The organism is Pandoraea sp. (assembly GCF_041919235.1).
Lineage (GTDB): Bacteria > Pseudomonadota > Gammaproteobacteria > Burkholderiales > Burkholderiaceae > Pandoraea.
The window spans coordinates 90,809-110,325 of sequence record NZ_JAYRUC010000017.1; the positions used below are offsets into that span (position 1 = coordinate 90,809).

Genomic DNA, 19,517 nt, shown 5'->3' on the forward strand with positions numbered 1-19,517 from the left:
ACAATGACCTCCCAACTCCACAAGAAGGGCGAAGCCTGGTCGGCCCGCTTTTCCGAACCCGTTTCCGAACTCGTCAAGCGCTATACGGCGTCGGTCTTCTTCGACAAGCGCCTTGCGCTGTTCGACATCGAAGGCTCGCTCGCCCACGCCGACATGCTTGCGGCGCAAGGCATCATCGGCGCCCAGGATCTTGCCGACATCCAGCGCGGCATGACGCAGATTCGCAGCGAAATCGAGCGTGGCGAGTTCGAGTGGCAATTGGATCTCGAAGACGTCCACCTCAACATCGAAGCGCGTCTGACCGCCCTGATCGGCGATGCGGGCAAGCGGCTGCACACGGGCCGCTCGCGTAACGACCAGGTCGCCACCGACATCCGGCTGTGGCTGCGCAGCGAAATCGACCGCATCGGCGATCACCTCGGCGATCTGCGCCGCGCGCTGGTGGATCTGGCCGAGCAACACAGCGCCACGATTTTGCCCGGCTTCACCCATCTGCAAGTCGCCCAACCGGTGACGTTCGGTCATCACCTGATGGCTTACTTCGAGATGTTCAGCCGTGACGCCGAGCGCATGCTCGACGTGCGCCGCCGCGTGAACCGGCTGCCGCTCGGCGCCGCTGCGCTCGCCGGCACGAGCTATCCGATCGATCGTGAACGCGTTGCAACGACGCTTGGCTTCGAAGCGGTCTGCGCAAACTCGCTCGACGCCGTGTCGGATCGAGACTTCGCCATCGAATTCACGGCCGCGGCCGCGCTCGTGATGACGCACGTCTCGCGCTTCTCGGAAGAGCTGGTGCTGTGGATGAGCCCGCGCGTGGGCTTCATCGACCTGGCCGACCGCTTCTGCACCGGCAGCTCGATCATGCCGCAGAAGAAGAACCCCGACGTGCCCGAACTGGCGCGCGGCAAGACCGGCCGTGTCAACGGCCACCTGATCGCCCTGCTCACGCTGATGAAGGGCCAGCCGCTCGCATACAACAAGGACAATCAGGAAGACAAGGAGCCGCTGTTCGACACGGTCGACACCGTGATCGATACGCTGCGCATCTTCGCCGACATGGTGCCGGGCATCAAGGTACGCGAAGCCAATATGCGCAACGCGGCGCTGCAAGGCTTCTCGACGGCGACCGATCTGGCCGACTATCTCGTCAAGAAGGGTCTGCCGTTCCGCGACGCCCACGAAATCGTGGCGCACGCCGTGAAAATCTGTTCGGATCGCGACATCGATCTGGCCGACCTGTCGCTCGTCGAGTTGCAGAAGTTCTCGCCGCTGGTCGGTAACGACGTCTTCGATTACCTCACGCTCGAAGGCTCGGTCGCCAGCCGTAACCACATCGGCGGCACCGCGCCGGCGCAGGTTCAGCGCGCCATCGCCGCAGCACGCGCGAAGCTTGCCAAGTAAATCGCCGACGCGCGCCATCGCGCACGCTTCCGCCCGCACCAACGAAAATGCCACCCCTTCGGGTGGCATTTTTCATGAGCGCGCGAGCGTGTCACCGCAATCGCATCGTCAGAACAGCGGCAGCGACAGGAATCCCTTGATGATGAGCGCGTTGAGGATATCGATGAAGAAGGCCCCCACCATCGGCACGATCAGGAACGCAATATGCGACGGGCCGAAACGTTCAGTCACCGCCTGCATGTTGGCAATGGCCGTGGGCGTCGCACCGAGCCCGAAACCGCAGTGCCCGGCGGCAAGCACGGCCGCATCGTAGTTGCTTCCCATGACCCGGAACGTGACGAAGATCGCGTACGCGGCCATCGACACCGCCTGCACGACGAGAATGACGACCATCGGCAACGCCAGCGTCGAGAGATCCCACAGACGCAGCGTCATCAGCGCCATCGCCAGAAAGAGCGACAGACTCACATTGCCGAGCACCGACAACGAGCGCTCGAACACTTCGTAACCCACGAGCGAGAGCAGGTTGCGAACGACAACGCCGGTAAACAGCACGCACACGAACGTCGGCAATTCGAACGCCGTGCCCGCCAGCCAACGCGCAATGACCTCGCCACCCAGCAAACAGATCGCAATCATCGCCACCGTCTCGAGCAGCGCCTGCGGGGTAATCAGACGCACCGTGTGCGGCTGTTCGAAGCCCTCCGGTGCAGGCTGCTTCGCCGCGTCGACGCCCGGCACCTTGCTGCCCAGACGCCCCACCAAATAGCGCGCGACCGGCCCGCCCAGCAAGCCGCCGAGCACCAGCCCGAACGTTGCGCAAGCCATCGCGATTTCCAGCGCCGACTGAACGCCGTAGCGAGACGTCAGGGTGTCACCCCACGCCGCGCCCGTGCCGTGCCCGCCCGCGAGCGTGATCGACCCGCCCAGCAAGCCAATGCCCGGCGCCAGTCCCATCATCGACGCCAGCCCCACACCGATCGCGTTCTGCATGATCAGCATGCCCGCCACCACGCCGAGGAACAGCACCAGGCGACGCCCGCCCGCCTTCAGGCTGGCCAGATTGGCCGACAGACCGATCGTGGCGAAAAACGCGAACATGAGCGGCGTTTGCAGCGATGTGTCGAACTTCAGCTCAACGTGACCAAACTGGCGCAACGCCAGCGCGCCCAGCGCCACCAGCAAGCCCGCCGCCACGGGTTCAGGAATGCTGTACGTACGCAGCGGGCCGATCCATTCGACCAGCTTGCGTCCCAGCAACAACACCAACGTGGCACATACGAGCGTGCCGTAGTTACTGAACACCAGTTGTCCGGTTTCCATGAACCCTCCTGCCCGAAAAAATGCGTCGAGTGTAGCAACCGATTCAGCACCAATTAACAGGAAATCACCCAAATCATACAAAATCGAGCCAAACCACAAACGTAGCGCTCCGCGTCAAACTCTACCAATTCGCCACCATATAACTCAATCTCGCTGCCAAGTTCTCCGATCCTCGCGCACTGACGGCGCATACGGCGGTCAACAATGTGTCAATGTTGAAATCCGGGTGCCGAAAACGGGCGTATAAGGCGCGCCAACGCGCGTCGCAACGCCTTCGCACGACGGCAAAAGAAACGGCCCCGCGCTTGCACACGGGGCCGTTGCTTTTTCGCCGGGCTCGCTCGCTTACTGACGCACGCAATCGACGAAGTACTCGGGGCGTCCGTCCACTTCCTCGACAACCAGACCGTGGATATCGGTGTGGAACCCCGGGAAGCGCTCGTTGAAGTCGCGCGCGAAGCGCAGATACTCGATGATCGCGGCGTTAAAGCGCTCGCCCGGAATCAGCAGCGGAATGCCCGGCGGATACGGCGTGAGGAGCACGCTCGTCACACGGCCTTCGAGCGCGTCGATGGGTACCCGGTCGATCTGGCGATGCGCGAGCTTCGAGAACGCGTCGGTCGGCTTCATCGCCGGCTGCATGTCCGAGAGGTACATCTCCGTCGTCACGCGCGCGACATCGTTCGCCTTGTACACGCTGTGGATCTGGTCGCACAGATCGCGCAAGCCAATGCGCTCATAGCGCGGGAACTGCGCCACGAACTCGGGCAGCACGCGCCACAGCGGACGGTTGTGATCGTAGTCGTCCTTGAACTGCTGCAGCTCGGTCACCATCGAGTTCCAGCGGCCTTTCGTGATGCCGATCGTAAACATGATGAAGAACGAATACAGCCCCGTCTTCTCGACGATGATGCCGTGCTCGGCCAGATACTTGGTGACGATGGCGGCGGGAATACCGCTCTCGCCGAACTCGCCGTCCACGTCCAGTCCCGGCGTGATGATCGTCGCCTTGATCGGATCGAGCATGTTGAAGCCTTCGGCCAGATCGCCGAAGCCGTGCCAGCGCTCGTTCGCGCGCAGCACCCAGTCTTCGCGTTGAATCGTCCCTTCGTCGCCCAGGTTGTCCGGGCCCCAGACCGAGAACCACCACGAATCGCCGTACTCGCCGCCCACCTTGCGCATGGCGCGGCGGAAGTCGAGCGCCTCGACGATCGACTCTTCCACGAGCGCCGTGCCCCCCGGCGGCTCCATCATGGCGGCCGCCACGTCGCACGACGCAATGATCGCGTATTGCGGCGACGTCGATGTGTGCATCAGATACGCCTCGTTGAAGCGGTACGTATCGAACTTGCGGGCTTCCGAGTCTTGCACCACGATCTGCGAGGCCTGCGAGATGCCGGCGAGCAGCTTGTGCGTCGAGTGCGTTGCGTAGATGGTCGCCTCCGACGAACGCGGACGACCTTCGCCGATCGCATGCATGTCGCGGTAGAAGTCGTGGAACGCGGCATGCGGCAGCCAGGCTTCGTCGAAGTGCAGCGTGTCGATGTTGTTGCCCAGCAATTCCTTGATCATTTCGACGTTGTAGACCACGCCGTCATACGTGCTCTGGGTAATCGTCAGAATGCGCGGCTTGGCGTTCGGGTCGCGTTCGAGGACCTCGCGGGCAAACGGGTTCGCTTCGATCTTGGCGCGAATGACTTCGGGTTCGAATTCCGACTTCGGAATCGGGCCGATGATGCCGAGATGGTTGCGCGTCGGCGTGAGGAACACCGGCACGGCCCCGGTCATCGTGATCGCGTGCAGGATCGACTTGTGGCAGTTGCGGTCGACCACGACGATATCGCCGGGCGCCACGGTCGCATGCCACACGATCTTGTTCGATGTCGACGTGCCGTTCGTCACGAAGAAGAGGTGGTCGGCATTGAAGATGCGCGCAGCGTTGCGCTCCGACGCACCCACCGGGCCATTGTGATCGAGCAATTGCCCCAGCTCTTCCACCGCGTTGCAGACGTCCGCACGCAGCATGTTCTCGCCGAAGAACTGGTGAAACATCTGACCCACAGGGCTCTTGAGGAAGGCCACGCCGCCGGAGTGCCCCGGACAATGCCACGAGTACGATCCGTCGGCCGCATAGTGCGTGAGCGAGCGGAAGAACGGCGGCGGCAGCGAGTCGAGGTACGACTTGGCTTCGCGGATGATGTGACGCGCCACGAACTCCGGCGTGTCTTCGAACATGTGAATGAAGCCGTGCAGCTCGCGCAGGATGTCGTTCGGGATATGGCGCGAGGTACGCGTCTCGCCGTACAGGAAAATCGGAATGTCCGGATTGCGACGGCGCACTTCCTGCACGAACGCGCGCAGGTTGATGATGGCGAGCGCCAGTTCGCCCTCGCCTTCGCCCCCCGCCTCGCTCGAGAAGGTACCGAACTCGTCGTCGTCGATGGATAGGATGAAGCTCGATGCACGGCTTGCCTGCTGTGCAAACGAGGTCAGGTCACCGTAGCTGGTGAGGCCGTTGACTTCCATGCCCTCGGCTTCGATGGCCTCCGCCAAGGAGCGAATCCCGGATCCGGAGATGTTTTCGGAGCGGAAGTCCTCGTCGATGATGACGATCGGAAAACGGAATTTCATTGGCGTTCCTTCGACAAAAGAACGAGCCACGGTCCGACATGGCCGTGGCTCTTGGGCAGTGCGATAGGGCGAGTGCTCACCGGCGGCGAGTCGAGCGTAGCAGGCTAGGTCTTCGGCAACGTGACACCACGCTGTCCTTGGTACTTGCCCCCGCGATCCTTGTATGAGGTCTCACAGACTTCGTCGGACTCGAAGAACAGCACCTGAGCCACGCCTTCGTTGGCGTAGATCTTGGCCGGCAGCGGCGTGGTGTTCGAGAATTCCAGCGTCACGTAGCCCTCCCACTCGGGTTCGAACGGCGTCACGTTCACGATGATGCCGCAGCGCGCATACGTCGATTTGCCCAGGCACACGGTGAGCACATTGCGCGGAATGCGGAAGTACTCAACGGTGCGCGCGAGGGCGAACGAGTTCGGCGGAATGATGCAGACATCGCCGGAGAAGTCGACGAACGATTTTTCATCGAAGTTCTTCGGGTCGACAATCGTCGAATTGATGTTCGTGAAAATCTTGAATTCAGCCGCACAGCGAATATCGTAGCCGTAACTCGACGTGCCATAGCTGACGATCTTCTGCCCGTCCTGGGAATACCGGACCTGCGACGGCTCGAAGGGCTCGATCATGCCGTGCGCCTCGGCCATGCGCCGGATCCATTTGTCGGACTTGATGCTCATGTGTGGGCCTGAATGGGCGTAGTACGTGAAAAAGTGGGCGTATTTTACGCGATTGTTGCGGTGCGGTGAGGTTTTCACGCGCACCGCGCCGCGCGGGGCTCCCAGCCCTGCTGCACGCCGTCCTTACGTGTTCTGCACGACGATCGACGGGAACTTGCTCGTCATGTCCTTCTGCCGCGCAGCGATCTTCACCGCCATCTTGCGGGCAATCGCCTTGTAGCGCTGCGCCACCGGGCCGTCCGGGTCGCCCACCACGCTCGGCATGCCGGCATCGGCGTGCACGCGGATACTCATCTCCAGCGGCAGCTTGCCCAGCAGTTCGACGTCGAAATCGTGGCTCATGCGCTCACCGCCGCCCACGCCGAAGATCGGCTCTTCATGCCCGCAGTTCGAGCAGATGTGCACGCTCATGTTCTCGATGAGGCCCAGGATCGGCACGCCGACCTTCTCGAACATCTTGAGCCCCTTGCGGGCATCGAGCAGCGCCAGGTCCTGCGGCGTGGTGACGATGACGGCCCCTGTGACCGGCACTTTCTGCGCGAGCGTGAGCTGAATGTCGCCGGTGCCCGGGGGCATGTCGACGATCAGGTAGTCGAGGTCGTGCCAATTCGTCTGGTTGAGCAGTTGTTCGAGCGCCTGCGTGACCATCGGGCCGCGCCAGACCATCGGATTGTCCTGCTCGATCAGGAAGCCGATCGAACTGGCCTGCAGGCCGTGGCCAATCATCGGCTCGAGCGTCTTGCCGTCTTTCGACTCCGGTTTGCCGTGAATGCCCAGCAGCGTGGGCAGCGACGGGCCATAGATGTCGGCGTCGAGAATGCCGACGCTGGCCCCTTCCGCCGCCAGCGCGAGCGCCAGGTTCACGGCAGTGGTGCTCTTACCCACGCCGCCTTTGCCCGAGGCCACCGCCACGATGTTCTTGACGTTGGGCAGGAGCTTCACCCCGCGTTGTACGGCATGCGCCACGATTTTCTGGCTGATGTCGACGGCCACGCGCTCGACACCGGGCAGCTTGCCGACGGCATCGGTGATGCGCGTGCGCATCGCTTCGAACTGGCTCTTCGCGGGATAACCGAATTCGATCTGGATACCGACGTGGCCATGCTCGGCCGCGATCTGTTTCACATACTTTCCGGCAATCAGGTCGAGTCCGGTGTCGGGATCGACGATGCCACGCAGCACTTCATTGATTTGGGCGACTTCCATAGGGGTCTCTCGCTCGGTCGAGGCGCGCCGGGAAAGCCCCGGCGCGCGCTAACAACTTGTAACATCCGTGGCGCACGCTCTCGATTAGCATGCGAGGCGCGCGTGTTGTGGCGAACCAGCCGCCGCGGCAAACTCTCCTTGCCTGCGGTTGACACTCAGCGCTATTGTAAAAGACGGCGCGCCTGCGGGTTCAAAACCCCTGCGAGTCGCGCGTGCTTCGACGAAGTGCTCACGCGTTGTTTCATGACTGCTAGCTAATCGATAAGGAGCCTCAAATGAATAAGAACACTCTGCGCGCTTCCGCGCTCGTCCTGGCCGCTGCCGCCATGCTTGCCGGATGCCAGACGCCGCAGGGCACCAACACGGCGGTCGGCACCGGCGTCGGTGCAGCGGTCGGGGCAGGTCTGGGCAACCTCATCGGGGGCAATACCACCGGCACGCTGATCGGTGCCGCCGTGGGTGCCGCCGCTGGCGGCGCGACGGGGTACAACTGGAGCGCCATCAAGAACACCCTGGGTGGCCACACGGCAGGCACCGGCACCACGATCTCGGAACAACCGGATGGATCGCTCAAGGTTGCAGTCCCGAGCGACGTGACGTTCGATACCGGCCGCGCCGATATCAAACCGAACTTCCGCGCCGTGCTCAACGATGTCGCGGCATCGCTCAACCAAAACCCCGGTATCACGGCCAACATCGTCGGTCATACCGACAGCACGGGGGGAGATCGCATCAACATTCCCCTCTCGCAGAATCGGGCATCCAACGTCATTCAGTATCTGAACAGCCGGGGCGTCGCGATGAACCGCATGAGCGGCATGGGCGTCGGGTCGAGCCAGCCGGTCGCCTCGGACGCCACCGCCGCAGGCCGCGCTCAGAACCGCCGCGTCGAAATCCTGCTGCACGCCCCGAACTAATCGGCGACACGCGACGGATCGTCGCGCGATCGCTTTCACGGATCTGTTCGCTTCAACGCATGCCCGGCGCGCCGGGCATGCCGCAGATCCAACCACAGCCCCAGCCCCAGCCCCAGCCCAGACTGATTTTCGCCGCGCTTATGTTGCATCGCAGCATCGAAAATCGGTACATCGGTTGAACTAAACCCCGGCGATCACGCTCAGACCCTTCGGAAGTGCCCACTGTGGTGTGCGCTTTCATCTCCTCTTTGTTATTGACGTTACGTGTGCCTAGTTATGCCGGAACCTGGTTCCGGCTTTTTTTTTGGTCCGCCGTCGGTGACAACGCCGCAGCGCCGCAGCGCTGGTCTCGGCCGTCTCCGGCTCGACGGGATTCGCCGCCGGGGCCGCCCGGTTGGGCGTCATCGCGGCCCGCCTGCTAGAATCGCTCTTTCCCGGTTCCTTCAAAGCACAGTCGATCCTCATGTCCCGCCGCATTCTTGTCACCTCCGCCCTGCCGTACGCCAATGGCCAGATTCACATCGGCCACTTGGTCGAATACATCCAGACCGATATCTGGGTACGGTTCATGCGGATGCAGGGCCATGAGGTGTACTACGTGGGCGCAGACGACACGCATGGCACACCGGTCATGCTGCGCGCAGAAAAGGAAGGCCTCACGCCCAAACAACTGATCGAGCGGGTCTGGAAGGAGCACAAGCGCGACTTCGACAGCTTCGGCATTTCGTTCGATAACTACTATTCGACGGATTCCGAGGAAAACCGCGAACTCTCGGAAAGCGTTTATCTCGCCCTCAAGGACCAGGGTCTGATCGAGGCGCGCGACATCGAACAAGCCTACGACCCGGTCAAGGAAATGTTCCTGCCGGATCGCTTCATCAAGGGCGAATGCCCGAAATGCGGCGCCAAGGACCAGTACGGCGATTCGTGCGAAGTCTGCGGCTCGACCTACGCACCGACCGATCTGCTCAACCCGTACTCGGTCGTCTCGGGCGCCACGCCGGTGCGCAAGACGTCCACGCATTACTTCTTCAAGCTCTCGGACAAGCGCTGCGAGCAGTTCCTGCGCAAGTGGGTGGCTGGCCTTGCCCAACCCGAAGCGGCCAACAAGATGAAGGAATGGCTCGGCGAAGACGGCGAATCCACGTTGGCCGACTGGGACATTTCGCGCGACGCACCGTACTTCGGATTCGAGATTCCGGGCGCCCCAGGCAAGTATTTCTACGTGTGGCTTGACGCGCCGGTAGGCTACTACGCCAGCTTCAAGAACCTGTGCGCACAGCGCGGACTGAACTTCGATGAATGGGTCAGGCCGGGTACGACGACCGAGCAGTATCACTTCATCGGCAAGGACATCCTGTATTTCCACACGCTGTTCTGGCCCGCAATGCTCGAGTTCTCGAACCATCGCACGCCGACCAACGTGTTCGCCCACGGCTTCCTGACGGTCGACGGCCAGAAAATGTCGAAATCGCGCGGCACGTTCATCACGGCGCAGAGCTTCATCGACACCGGTCTCAATCCGGACTGGTTGCGCTATTACATCGGCGCCAAGCTGGGCAACACGATGGAAGATCTCGACCTGAACCTCGACGACTTCATCGCACGCGTGAACAGCGACCTCGTCGGCAAGTATGTGAATATCGCGAGCCGCGCAGCGGGCTTCCTCATCAAGCGGTTCGACGCTCGGGTGTCGCCGGATGCCATGCAGGCGCCGCTGCTCGATCAGGTGCGTGCCGCCGCCCCGCAGATCGCCGCGCACTACGAAGCCCGCGAGTTCGGCAAGGCGTTGCGTCTGGTGATGGAGCAAGCCGACGCCGTGAACGGGTACGTCGACACGGTCAAGCCGTGGGATCTGGCGAAAGATCCGGCGCAGGCTGGCGCGCTGCACGAAGCGTGCTCGGTGTGCCTTGAGGCATTCCGTCTGCTCACGCTTTACCTCAAGCCGGTGCTGCCCGTGACGGCCGAGGCCGTGGAGCGCTTCCTGAACATTGCGCCGCAAACCTGGCACGATGTGAGCCGTCCGCTCACCGCCGACGCAGCGATCACGGCGTACAAGCACCTGATGACGCGGGTCGAAGGCAAGCAGGTCGAAGCGCTGCTCGCCGCCAACCGCGACTCGCTGCAGGCGACTGCGCCGACGGCCGAGGCGGCCGCCGCGAAGGGTGGTGACAAGTCCGCCAAGTCGGCCAAGACCGCCGACAAAGCGGCGCCGTCCGCAAAGCCCGCCGACGACGGTCTCATCACCATCGACGACTTCGCGAAGGTCGATCTGCGCATTGCACGCATCGTCGACTGCAAAGCGGTCGAGGGGTCGGACAAGCTGCTGCAACTCACGCTGGACGTCGGCGAAGCGCAAACGCGCAACGTCTTCTCCGGCATCAAGTCCGCGTATCCGCAGCCCGAGGCGCTCGTGGGCAAGCTCACGGTGATGGTCGCGAACCTCGCGCCGCGCAAGATGAAGTTCGGCCTGTCCGAAGGCATGGTGCTCGCCGCCTCCGCCGCCGACGAGAAATCGGAACCCGGCATCTATATCCTTGAGCCGCACAACGGCGCGACGCCGGGCATGCGCGTCAAGTAAGGCGCAAACGTCACACTGGGAAAAGGGGGCCGCGTTGCACGACAACGCCCGCCCGTCCCAAGCAAAACACCCCAGGCACCGGACATGACTTCCGGTCCTGGGGTGTTTTGCTTTGCGCTGCCCATTTCGCTCTCGACTTATCGCGAAGCCGACACCATCAGCATCATCGGACGCTCCCACTCTTCCGCCAGCGACGGCGTTTCTCGAATCTGCTCGGGCGTCGGCGCGAACTCGTCGACCTTCCGAATGCGAAAGCCCGCATCGATGAGCGTGTTCAGTGTCGTGCCGAGCGTGCGATGAAACTTCAACACGCCTTTGGCGAACCAGTCGGTTCGCCGCTCGCCCTCGACGGCATAACCGTTGACCGGCCACGTCTTGCGTCCGTCTTCGTCGCCGATCCAATGCGGATGTGCCGCCGCCATGAACACCGGGTGTTCGATCGTGAAGACGAACTGCCCGCCGGGGGCGAGTCCCTCGTGAATCACGCGCACCAGCCGCGCGAAGTCGCGCACATAGTGGAACGTCAACGCACTGTAGGCGAGATCGAACGCCGCACGCGGCAAATCGAGCGTGTCGAGATCGGCGATGCCGTATTCGATGGCGGCATCGCACGTGTCGGCCCTTGCGCGCTCGATCATGTTCCGCGACAGATCGAGTCCGAGTACCGACGCCGCCCCCTGCTGGCGCATCCAGCGCGACGCCCAGCCGAAACCGCAGCCGAGATCGACCACGCGCTTGCCTTGCAGATCGGGCAACATCGATCGAATGGCGGGCCACTCGGGCGCGCCGTCCAGACCGCGTACCTGCCGGGGTAACTGGCTATAGCCAGCGAAAAACTCGGGATTGTCGTAGATGTTCTGAGCCATAAGGTGTTTCCGAACGAATGCGTAGATGGGGTCGCGAACTGCGGCATCGCTCGAATCCGTCGAAAACTCTTCAGGCCGATACGTCGCCGCTGGCTAACGCAAATGATCCACCGGCAATGCGGTGGTGAACTTCACCGTTTCCATCGAGAAGCTCGCGCTGATGTCCTGCAGATCGGCCACGCGGATGAGCTTTTTGTAGAAACGGTCGTAGGCAGCGATGTCCGGCAGGTAGACCTTGAGCAGATAGTCGATCTCGCCCGCCATTCGGTGGATTTCCACAATTTCAGGCAATTCCCGCGCGCCCGCGACGAAGCGGACCATCCAATCCTCGCTGTGCGTCGCCGCCTTGATGAACACGAACGCCGTGACGCGCAAATCGAGCTGCTGAGGATCGCACAGCGTCACCTGCCCCGTGATGACCCCGCCCTCACGCAGACGCTGCACACGCCGCCAACAGGGCGTTGGCGACAGGTGGACCGCTTCGGCCAACTCACTCAACGAGCGCGAGGCATCGGCTTGCAGATTTTCGAGAATTGCGAGATCGGTCTTGTCCACGACAGCCACCTGGGAGAAAAATTTTTCCAAATCCTACCCGATTCGGCAGGAAATTTGAAAGCCTTTACCCCCGCGTGACACGTAAACTTCATGAATATTCCATTAACAGAGGGCATCATGAAAATATTCACTCGTCACCCGACCTCTGTCGGCGAAAATTACCTCCAGCACATGGGCTCGGCGCTGTCCTTCGCGCTGTCCCTGCTGGGCGCATGTCTGGTTTGTCTCGTGCACGCGCTGCTGCCGTTCATGTTCGAGAAGACAGGTAGCCGCATCATCGAGCGCCTGCACGCGCGCATGGTGATGAACCGCCATCGGCACGCCACGCACGCCACGCACGTCGCCAAGACCGCCCAGGAAGCGAAGGCGGCTTCCCAACAATCACGGGCGACACGGTAAGGCGATAGCACGCCGCCGCGCTATCGACCGTCGACCGTCGACCGTCGACCCTCGCCGCACGCCCGATCAGGGGCGCTCCGATGCCGGATCGGCTGAACGCGACGTAACCGTCACCCGGCCATCCGGGCCGAAGTGCGCGTTGAACATGCCCGGCGTGTTGACGCCGTCTTCAAGCCAGCGCCAGCTCCACACCGTTTCCTTCTTCAGCGCGTATTGCGCAACGGTCGTCGGTTTGCCGAGCAAACGCCGCACATCGTCCTGTGTCATGCCCGGCTGCACCCGCGCGAAATTCTCCGCCGAGAGCGCCTGAACGACACCGCTCAGCTTCCCATCGGGCGCGATGTCGACCATGTACGTGCGCAGGCCGCCCGGCGCGCGCGGATACTCCAGCCGCCGCGAGCCGTCGTCGTTCTCCCAGACGATCTCCGGCTTACCCATCTGCTCGCGCACCTGCGCCTCGGTCGTAACCCCCGGCGTGAGGTTGCGCAGCAGCATATCGTCCGGTTTGATCGCGTTAAACGCATCTCGCGCCTTTTCACGCGCCTTGTCGATCTGCTGCTGATCGCAGCCGAACAAGCCCAGCAGACCCGCAAACAATCCCATGGCGACTCCCCAGCGAAGACCTCGGCGCAGCCCCTGCGCCGAATGAACGAAACCACGCGACGTTGTCATCGGTAACGCCTCCTTTTCTTTTTCCTCTTCCTCTTCCTTTTCCCATCGATCCGCACGTCCCATGCGTCGCACCCCACATACGTCAGTCGAAGCGACGGTTGAACAGCACGTCGAAGCCGGACAGCGACCCGGTGCGCAAGACCAGTTGCCAACGACGCGAGACCTGCCACGTCACCTTCACGATACTCGCTGCGCTGGTCAGGCTCTGCTCGTATCCCAGCGCGAAGTTGTCCGAGATGGCCTTGCCCACCTTCACCACCTGCTCGTCGTCGGACAGACCCGAATCGCTGGTGCCGATGCTGAACTCATCGATCCCGAGATCCTTGATGATGCGTTTGCCGCCGGTCGCGCCGAGCAGCGCCGTGGCCGCTCCCGCCATGGCCTGACGCTGCCCGAGCCCCGCGCCGTCCGGGCCGTGGCCGAACATCAGCCACGAGAGCTTCTCCTCGTCCGACACGTTCGGCTCGGAGACGAGCGAGACGCGCGGCTGGCGCACCGTGCCCGTCACCAACACCCCGGCCGCGACTTCCTGATTGCGGCGCATCGCCTGAATGTAGATGTCGGGATTGTCCAGCGGCCCCACGAAGTTGATCTGACCGCGCTCGATCGCAAGCTTCCGGTCAAACGCTTCATACGTCCCCTCCGCCACCGTGATCGTGCCGGTCGCCCGCATCGGCGTGAGCGGATCGCTTTGCAGACGCATGCTGCCGCGCAACAGCAGATCGGCGCCGCCCCCCACAAAGCGGAAGTCGCGCCCCAGATCGACCACCACATTGATGTGCGGAGAGAAGCGGCTGGTCGGCTTCGCGCCGATCCGGGCAGCCTCCTCCTTTGCGTCGGGCGGTTTGGTGCGAGTCTGCGCACCGCCGCGCACGACCACGACATCGTCCCCGAGCTTCGGCGCGCTTGTCGGGGGTAGCGCGAAACGCGCGCGGTCGATGGTGAACTTGCCGGTCACGGCCATCGCGTCGCCGCTGCCCGTCGCCTTCGCTTCGCCGCTCAACGAGAGCTGCCGGTCGGGGGCCGCGAACAATTGCAGCCGATCGGCCGCGAACGTGATGCCCAGCGTCGGCTCGGGCGTATCGAGCCGGATGTTGCCGGTCGCTCGCGCCGTCCCACCGCCGCCGCCCGTCACGGTGACGTCGCGCAACACGATTTCGGTCGGCGTGAGCGCAATGCGCACCCGCCCATCCTTGACCCGCACGCCCGTATCGAACATCTGCAATGACAGATCGTCGCCCGTCAGTTCGCCCGTGGGCCGTGGCTTCGCCACCGTGCCCGCCAGCGTCACTTGCAGGTTCGCACGCCCCTTGAACGCATATTGCGCCCCGGCAAGATTCTCGAATTTCGAGAGATCCGGGATCGCGACGGCCACACGTCCGGCGAGTGGGGCGTTGTCGGGCACTTCGGGAATGCCGCCTTGCACATGCAAGCCGGCTTTTACGTCGGCGTCGAGCGTGCCGACCAGCGACGAAACGGCCGTGAGCGTGGCATGCGCCGTCTGCCCCGAGAAGTCGATGCGCGTTCGCAGCGCCGAGATGCCCAGCGGTATGCGCGCTGCGGCGCCGCCCTTTTCCATGCTCAAGGCGGGCATGCCGGTGACCGTTACATTCACGCTCTCGTTCACGCCGCCGCGACGCAGCGTCACATCGCCACTGCGACGCACGACTTCGACGAAGCCGTCCATGCGCTGGCCGGCGCGCACGTCCCACTTGCCGTCGAGCACGAGGTCGCTCGCCATCGGCGACGACTCGCCCGTGAACGACTGCACGATGCGCAGCACCTGTGCGACGTCGAGCGTATCGATCGTGCCGGCGGTCTTCAGTTGCCCGTCGCCGTAGTCGAAGTTCGCGAGCGAGAGCGCACCGGCCCCGGTCACCAGTTTGGCCGGGCCAAGGTGCACGCGATCGGCACTCGCCTCGACTTGCCAGGGGCTCGCGAGGTCGAGCTTGGGCACGCCCCGGTTTTCGAGCGTTTGAATCGTGCCGCGCCAGCCGGGCTTGCCGCGCGCGTTGGTCACGGCGCCGGCCGCATCGAGATTCAGGTCGAGCGGCGCTTGGCGCAGCTTGCCCGCCGCCTTGAGATGCAACGTATGCGCGCCGCGTGTGCCCGTCAGCGCCAGCGAGAGCCGGTCGAGCCGCGCGATATCGCTGGTGAACCCCTGGCCGTCGAGCGTCACGTTCAAACGGTCACCGGCCACGCCCGGCAGACCGCCGCTGACGTCGACCTTGCCGCTCAGATGCTCGAGCTTCTGCGCGCCGAACACGAGCTTGTCGGCCGCGAGCGTTGCGACCACCGCCGGACGCTCGATCGTGCCCGACACTTGCCCGTCGAGCTGCAGGCGGCCAGCGAGACCGAAGCCGAGCTTGTCGAGCGATGGCGCATCGACATTCACGGCCATTCTGTCGCCCGGCGCACCGAAACTGCCGCGCAGCAGCACCTTGTTGCCCGCCACGAGCAGGCTGGCCTCGCTCGGCAGCATACGCATGCCCGCAAGCTTCACGGTGCCCACCCCGCTCATCGGCAGGTCGGCATAGACGCTGTCCTGCAACGCGAACTTGAGCGCGAGTCCGAATTCCGGGTGCAGCGCGCCCTGCGCGTCGAGTTGCCCCGTGACACTCGCCACAGGCATCTTTGCGCCCCGCTTTTGCGGACCGTAGAGGTCGTACCATGCGGCGGGATCGAAGTGGGTGAGCTTGATCTGGGCCTGATACGCGCCCGTGTCGCCGCTCTCGAAGCGGCCCGTTGCTGCGGCTTTTCCGTTGCCGGCATCGAGCGACAACGCATGGAGGGTGGTGCCCTTGGCGTCGAGCGCAACGTCGGCGCGCATGCGACGGGTGGCGTCGCGCCAGTCGAGAACGATGCGTTGCCCTGCGGCGTCGAGCTTGATATCGAGCGGCCCGCCCAGTCGCGTCGAGGGCAACTTGCCGTACAACGCACGCAGATCGAGATCGCGCAGGGTGAACGCGAAGCCGCCGACGCTCGCTTCGGCATTCTTCTCGCGACGCAACTCGCCACTCCCGGCAAGCACCGCGCCGCCTGAGAGCCTGAGTTCGATATCGGTCAGCGCCTGGTGCGTCGCGTCGAGCAACACCTGTGTCCGAAGGCGCTCGACGGGCAGCGCCCCGGCATCGATCGCCCCCGGCTTGGCGTTCGTGACCGATACCGGCCCGAGCACGCGGAATTCCCGAGCCCCAGGCTGCGGTCGCAAATCGGCTTGCACCGAGAGGTCGGCTCGCGGCGCGCTGGGCGAGAAATCGTGGGGATTGAGGTGATCGAGCGAGATCTGCGCGCGCGAGAGCGGCACGGCGCTGAATGGCGACGCCGCAATGTGCGCCGTTCCGTTCAACGTCTCGCCGCTCGCGCTCAGATCGACCACGAGCGCATCGAGCGAGCCGGAAAGGTTGGCCTGCAAGGCCACCGGCATGTCGCCCGCCTTCGCCTGCACGCCGACGTTGCCGCCGAGCGCGAACGGACGCCGGCCGCTCAGTTGCAAATTCGCCTGTGCCTCGCCGTAGGGGGTGCCAACGTGTTCGATTTGAATCGTGTGTTGCGCTCCGTCGCTGCGCGCGGAGACGCGAATGTCGTCCAACACCAGCGCAGGGGAATCCAGCGTGAGCTTCGCAACGCGAACGTCGTTCAGCGTCAGGCCAAGCGGCAGACGCAGGCTCGCCGGCAGGGTCGTCGGCGTAGTCGACGGCGGCGACGGTGCGAACGCCAGCGCGACGTCGCCCGCGTGCAGCTTGTCGACGGTGAAGTGCAGCGGGCGCAATCGCAGGTTCCAACGGCCTTCGAGGTGGCTCACGACGATGCGCGTCGCGCCGTCGAGATAGCGCACGTCATTCACGGTGAAGCCATGCGCGAGGGTGCCGCTGCGCCATTCGCCCGAAAGCTTGCCGCCAAGCGTGGAGACCGCCGTCTGCCACAGCCAGCGGCTGCCGCGCTCGCTCGACATCGCCCAGAGCAACGCGCCGAGCGCCAGCGCGACGATGAGCAGCATCGTGAGCACGATGCCCGCCAATGAGCGTCCCCATCGCCAGCGGCGCGCAGGTGGTGGTGGCGGCGGTGGCGGTGGCGGTGGTATTTCGCCGGGCGGCGGATTCGCGCCGCCGCCGACCGAGCCGCCGACTGAGCCGCCGGCACCGGGTCGCACCAGCGTTGGCTCGCGTCCAGCATCGCGCGCATCGCTGGCGGCCGCATTGGTCGCCGCATTGGAGGCCGCATTGGGTGCCACATTCGCCGCACCGTGCGCCGCTGCGTCAAATGGCGCGGCAGTCGATGCGGGCGACACGGCCGTTTCGAGGGCTATCGTCTTCATCAGAACGCTACCCCCAGCGAAATGGCCGGACGGAACTGCCGATTGTGTACGCCATAACCGAGGTCGAGATTCACCGGCCCGACCGGGCTGCGCCAACGCACCCCGACGCCCACGCCGTGATACAGCGGCGTCGGATGCCGATAGTCGTCCGTGGCCGTGCCGACGTCCCAGAATACCGCCCCGCCCCAGTCGCGCGTGACCCAATGCTGATATTCGAGGCTTGCCGTGCCGAGGTATTTCGTCGGGAACGTCGTGCCGTTCTGCTGACGGCCGATGCTCTGGTATGTGTACCCGCGAATCGACGACGTGCCGCCCGCGAAGAACAGCAGCGACGACGGAATCCGGTTACTGCTGCCGTTCGTGAGCACGGCGCCAAGCTCCAGGCGCGCAATCACGATGTCGCGCTGTCCGACCGGAAAGTACTGCCGGATACGGCCATAGAGACGCGCAAAACTCTGATCGGTGAGGACAGGCTTCGCCGCGAAGCCGATCTGCGTGTTGACGATGTTGCCCCGGCGCGGAAAAATCAGATCGTCCACGTCGCGGCGATTCCACGAAAATGCGGGCACCAGCGCCTTGTTGACGAAAGGCTGGCCGCCGTCGGGACGTTCATCCGTGCGATAGAAGTCGAGCGTGTAGGCCCAGTCGTAGCGCTCTCGCGAGCGCGAGCGCTTGATACCGATCTGGGTCGAACGCTGATCGAGGCCGTTCAGATACGTGCGTTCAAACGATCCGCGCAGGCTGTTGGTGTACGCGCGCGCGTCGGGCGGCATTGCAATCTGGGCGTAACCGCCCTGCCGATACTGCTCCAGACGCGCCTGCGTATCGAATGTCCACGCTCGGCCAAACAGGTTGTAGTACGAATAGCGGCCGTTGACGCTCGCACCGGTATCGGTCGTATAGCCCACCCCGCTCTGCACCCGCTGCGTTGGGAATTCGCGGACCTTGACTTCGACCGGGGCATTCTCGGCCTTCGCCGGGTCCTCCGTCACCGAGATGATGACGTTGGAGAAATACGGCGTGGCCTGAATCTGACGCTGCAGTTCCTGCAAGCGATCGGCGTCGAAGGGCTCGCCCTCCGACAACGGATTGACGTTGCGGATGATCTGCGCCGGATAGCGCCGTGTACCGGAGATCACGAGCGGTCCCAGCGTGAACGGCGGACCGCTCTCGTAGGTCGCGGCGAGCGAGGCGGCATTGCTGTCGGCATCGATCACGGCGCGCGAGAAGGTCATTTTCGCCGCGTGATAGCGCTTCTGCCCCAGTTGAAACAACGTGTCGGTCTTCGCCTTGTCCCAGTCGGCCTGACGAAACGGCGCGTCGACCGGCAATTCCCACGCGTTGCGCAACTGCTCGACGCGCCGGGGGTCTTGCTCGGCCACCGCGCCGGTGAAAGTCAGATCGACGTTCCTGATATGCGTGCGCGGACCCGACGCCACCGCGACATGAACGTCGCGCTTGCCGTTGATGGTGGCCACGTCCACATGGGTGACGGGCGAGAAGTAGCCCTGCGTCGACGTGAGTTCCTGCACCTGCTCCCCCACGGTCGCAATGAGGTGCTCGAACTGCGCGTCGCCAATGTCGTCGCGCTCGGCGTAGCGCACGAGATCGAGGTTGTCCTTCAGGAGCTTGGCCAAGCCGTTGGGCGCGTCCACACGAACGCGATAATCGGCGCGCGCCGCGCCCGGCATCGACAGGCCAAACGCCAATACCGCCAATGCCGCCAGTGTCGCCGACGTGGCCGGGAGGGTACGCAATGGACGCCCGCCGACGCAAGGGCGAACGTCGTCACCGGATTTGATCTGTAAGACGGTCAAAACCTTCCTTCAATTCTTCAATGTTGCCGCCGGTCGTCCGGCGTGCGGTGGAGGGTGCCCGCTGGCACCCTGCCTGCAAGCATCGCATACCGATTCAATGTGCGACGTGTATAGGGGTGATATTTGACCATATCCCCACCCCCTGTTCACCCACTTG

At 63.9% G+C, this 19,517-nt stretch carries 12 protein-coding genes and 1 pseudogene; 4 read left to right on the forward strand and 9 right to left on the reverse strand.

What is annotated here, in order from left to right; genetic code table 11:
* Positions 1 to 3: 3 nt before the first annotated feature.
* Positions 4 to 1,401 (forward strand): argininosuccinate lyase, encoded by a 1,398-nt coding sequence (gene argH, locus ACE3UG_RS14965; protein ID WP_374625186.1) that lies wholly within the window; start codon positions 4 to 6, stop codon positions 1,399 to 1,401.
* A 108-nt stretch (positions 1,402 to 1,509) separates the two neighbouring features.
* On the opposite strand, the gene gltS is transcribed toward argH, so the two are convergent.
* The 4 genes and pseudogenes from gltS to apbC all read right to left on the reverse strand — a co-directional run.
* Positions 1,510 to 2,724 (reverse strand): sodium/glutamate symporter, encoded by a 1,215-nt coding sequence (gene gltS / locus ACE3UG_RS14970; RefSeq protein WP_374625188.1) that lies wholly within the window; start codon positions 2,722 to 2,724, stop codon positions 1,510 to 1,512.
* A gap of 345 nt (positions 2,725 to 3,069) precedes the next feature.
* Positions 3,070 to 5,355: an Orn/Lys/Arg decarboxylase N-terminal domain-containing protein gene (locus ACE3UG_RS14975; protein ID WP_374625190.1), complete on the reverse strand. Its 2,286-nt coding sequence runs from the start codon at positions 5,353 to 5,355 to the stop codon at positions 3,070 to 3,072.
* A gap of 104 nt (positions 5,356 to 5,459) precedes the next feature.
* Entirely contained in the window at positions 5,460 to 6,029 is a 570-nt protein-coding gene (gene dcd, locus ACE3UG_RS14980) for a dCTP deaminase (protein ID WP_374625192.1), read from the reverse strand.
* A gap of 123 nt (positions 6,030 to 6,152) precedes the next feature.
* Positions 6,153 to 7,244: pseudogene (apbC, locus tag ACE3UG_RS14985) on the reverse strand (iron-sulfur cluster carrier protein ApbC); the annotation flags it as partial.
* Between the two features lie 266 nt (positions 7,245 to 7,510).
* Between apbC and ACE3UG_RS14990 the strand changes: the two are divergent.
* Positions 7,511 to 8,152 (forward strand): OmpA family protein, encoded by a 642-nt coding sequence (locus ACE3UG_RS14990; RefSeq protein ID WP_374625194.1) that lies wholly within the window; start codon positions 7,511 to 7,513, stop codon positions 8,150 to 8,152.
* A 463-nt stretch (positions 8,153 to 8,615) separates the two neighbouring features.
* A complete protein-coding gene (gene metG, locus ACE3UG_RS14995) occupies positions 8,616 to 10,733 on the forward strand; it encodes a methionine--tRNA ligase (protein ID WP_374625196.1) in 2,118 nt (705 codons plus the stop codon).
* Positions 10,734 to 10,870: 137 nt separating this feature from the next.
* On the opposite strand, the gene ACE3UG_RS15000 is transcribed toward metG, so the two are convergent.
* Both ACE3UG_RS15000 and ACE3UG_RS15005 read right to left on the reverse strand, forming a co-directional pair.
* Entirely contained in the window at positions 10,871 to 11,599 is a 729-nt protein-coding gene (locus tag ACE3UG_RS15000) for a class I SAM-dependent methyltransferase (protein ID WP_374625198.1), read from the reverse strand.
* A 93-nt stretch (positions 11,600 to 11,692) separates the two neighbouring features.
* Positions 11,693 to 12,154, reverse strand: a complete 462-nt coding sequence (locus ACE3UG_RS15005; RefSeq protein WP_374625200.1) for an Lrp/AsnC family transcriptional regulator — start codon at positions 12,152 to 12,154, stop codon at positions 11,693 to 11,695.
* Positions 12,155 to 12,271: 117 nt separating this feature from the next.
* Between ACE3UG_RS15005 and ACE3UG_RS15010 the strand changes: the two genes are divergently transcribed.
* Entirely contained in the window at positions 12,272 to 12,553 is a 282-nt protein-coding gene (locus tag ACE3UG_RS15010; protein ID WP_374625202.1) for a DUF6356 family protein, read from the forward strand.
* Positions 12,554 to 12,619: 66 nt separating this feature from the next.
* Here the strand turns inward: ACE3UG_RS15010 and bamE are convergent, their stop codons facing one another.
* From bamE to ACE3UG_RS15025, 3 genes are all read right to left on the reverse strand, one after another.
* Positions 12,620 to 13,156 carry an outer membrane protein assembly factor BamE gene (gene bamE, locus ACE3UG_RS15015; protein WP_374625259.1) on the reverse strand — a complete coding sequence of 179 codons (537 nt, stop codon included), beginning with the start codon at positions 13,154 to 13,156 and terminating at the stop codon, positions 12,620 to 12,622.
* A gap of 151 nt (positions 13,157 to 13,307) precedes the next feature.
* The gene (locus tag ACE3UG_RS15020) at positions 13,308 to 17,543 is read right to left on the reverse strand and encodes a translocation/assembly module TamB domain-containing protein (RefSeq protein WP_374625204.1); all 4,236 of its coding nucleotides are present in this window, start codon (positions 17,541 to 17,543) and stop codon (positions 13,308 to 13,310) included.
* A complete protein-coding gene (locus ACE3UG_RS15025; RefSeq protein ID WP_374625261.1) occupies positions 17,543 to 19,234 on the reverse strand; it encodes an autotransporter assembly complex family protein in 1,692 nt (563 codons plus the stop codon). Before ACE3UG_RS15025 ends, ACE3UG_RS15020 begins: the two co-directional genes overlap by 1 nt.
* Between the last annotated feature and the right edge of the window lie 283 nt (positions 19,235 to 19,517).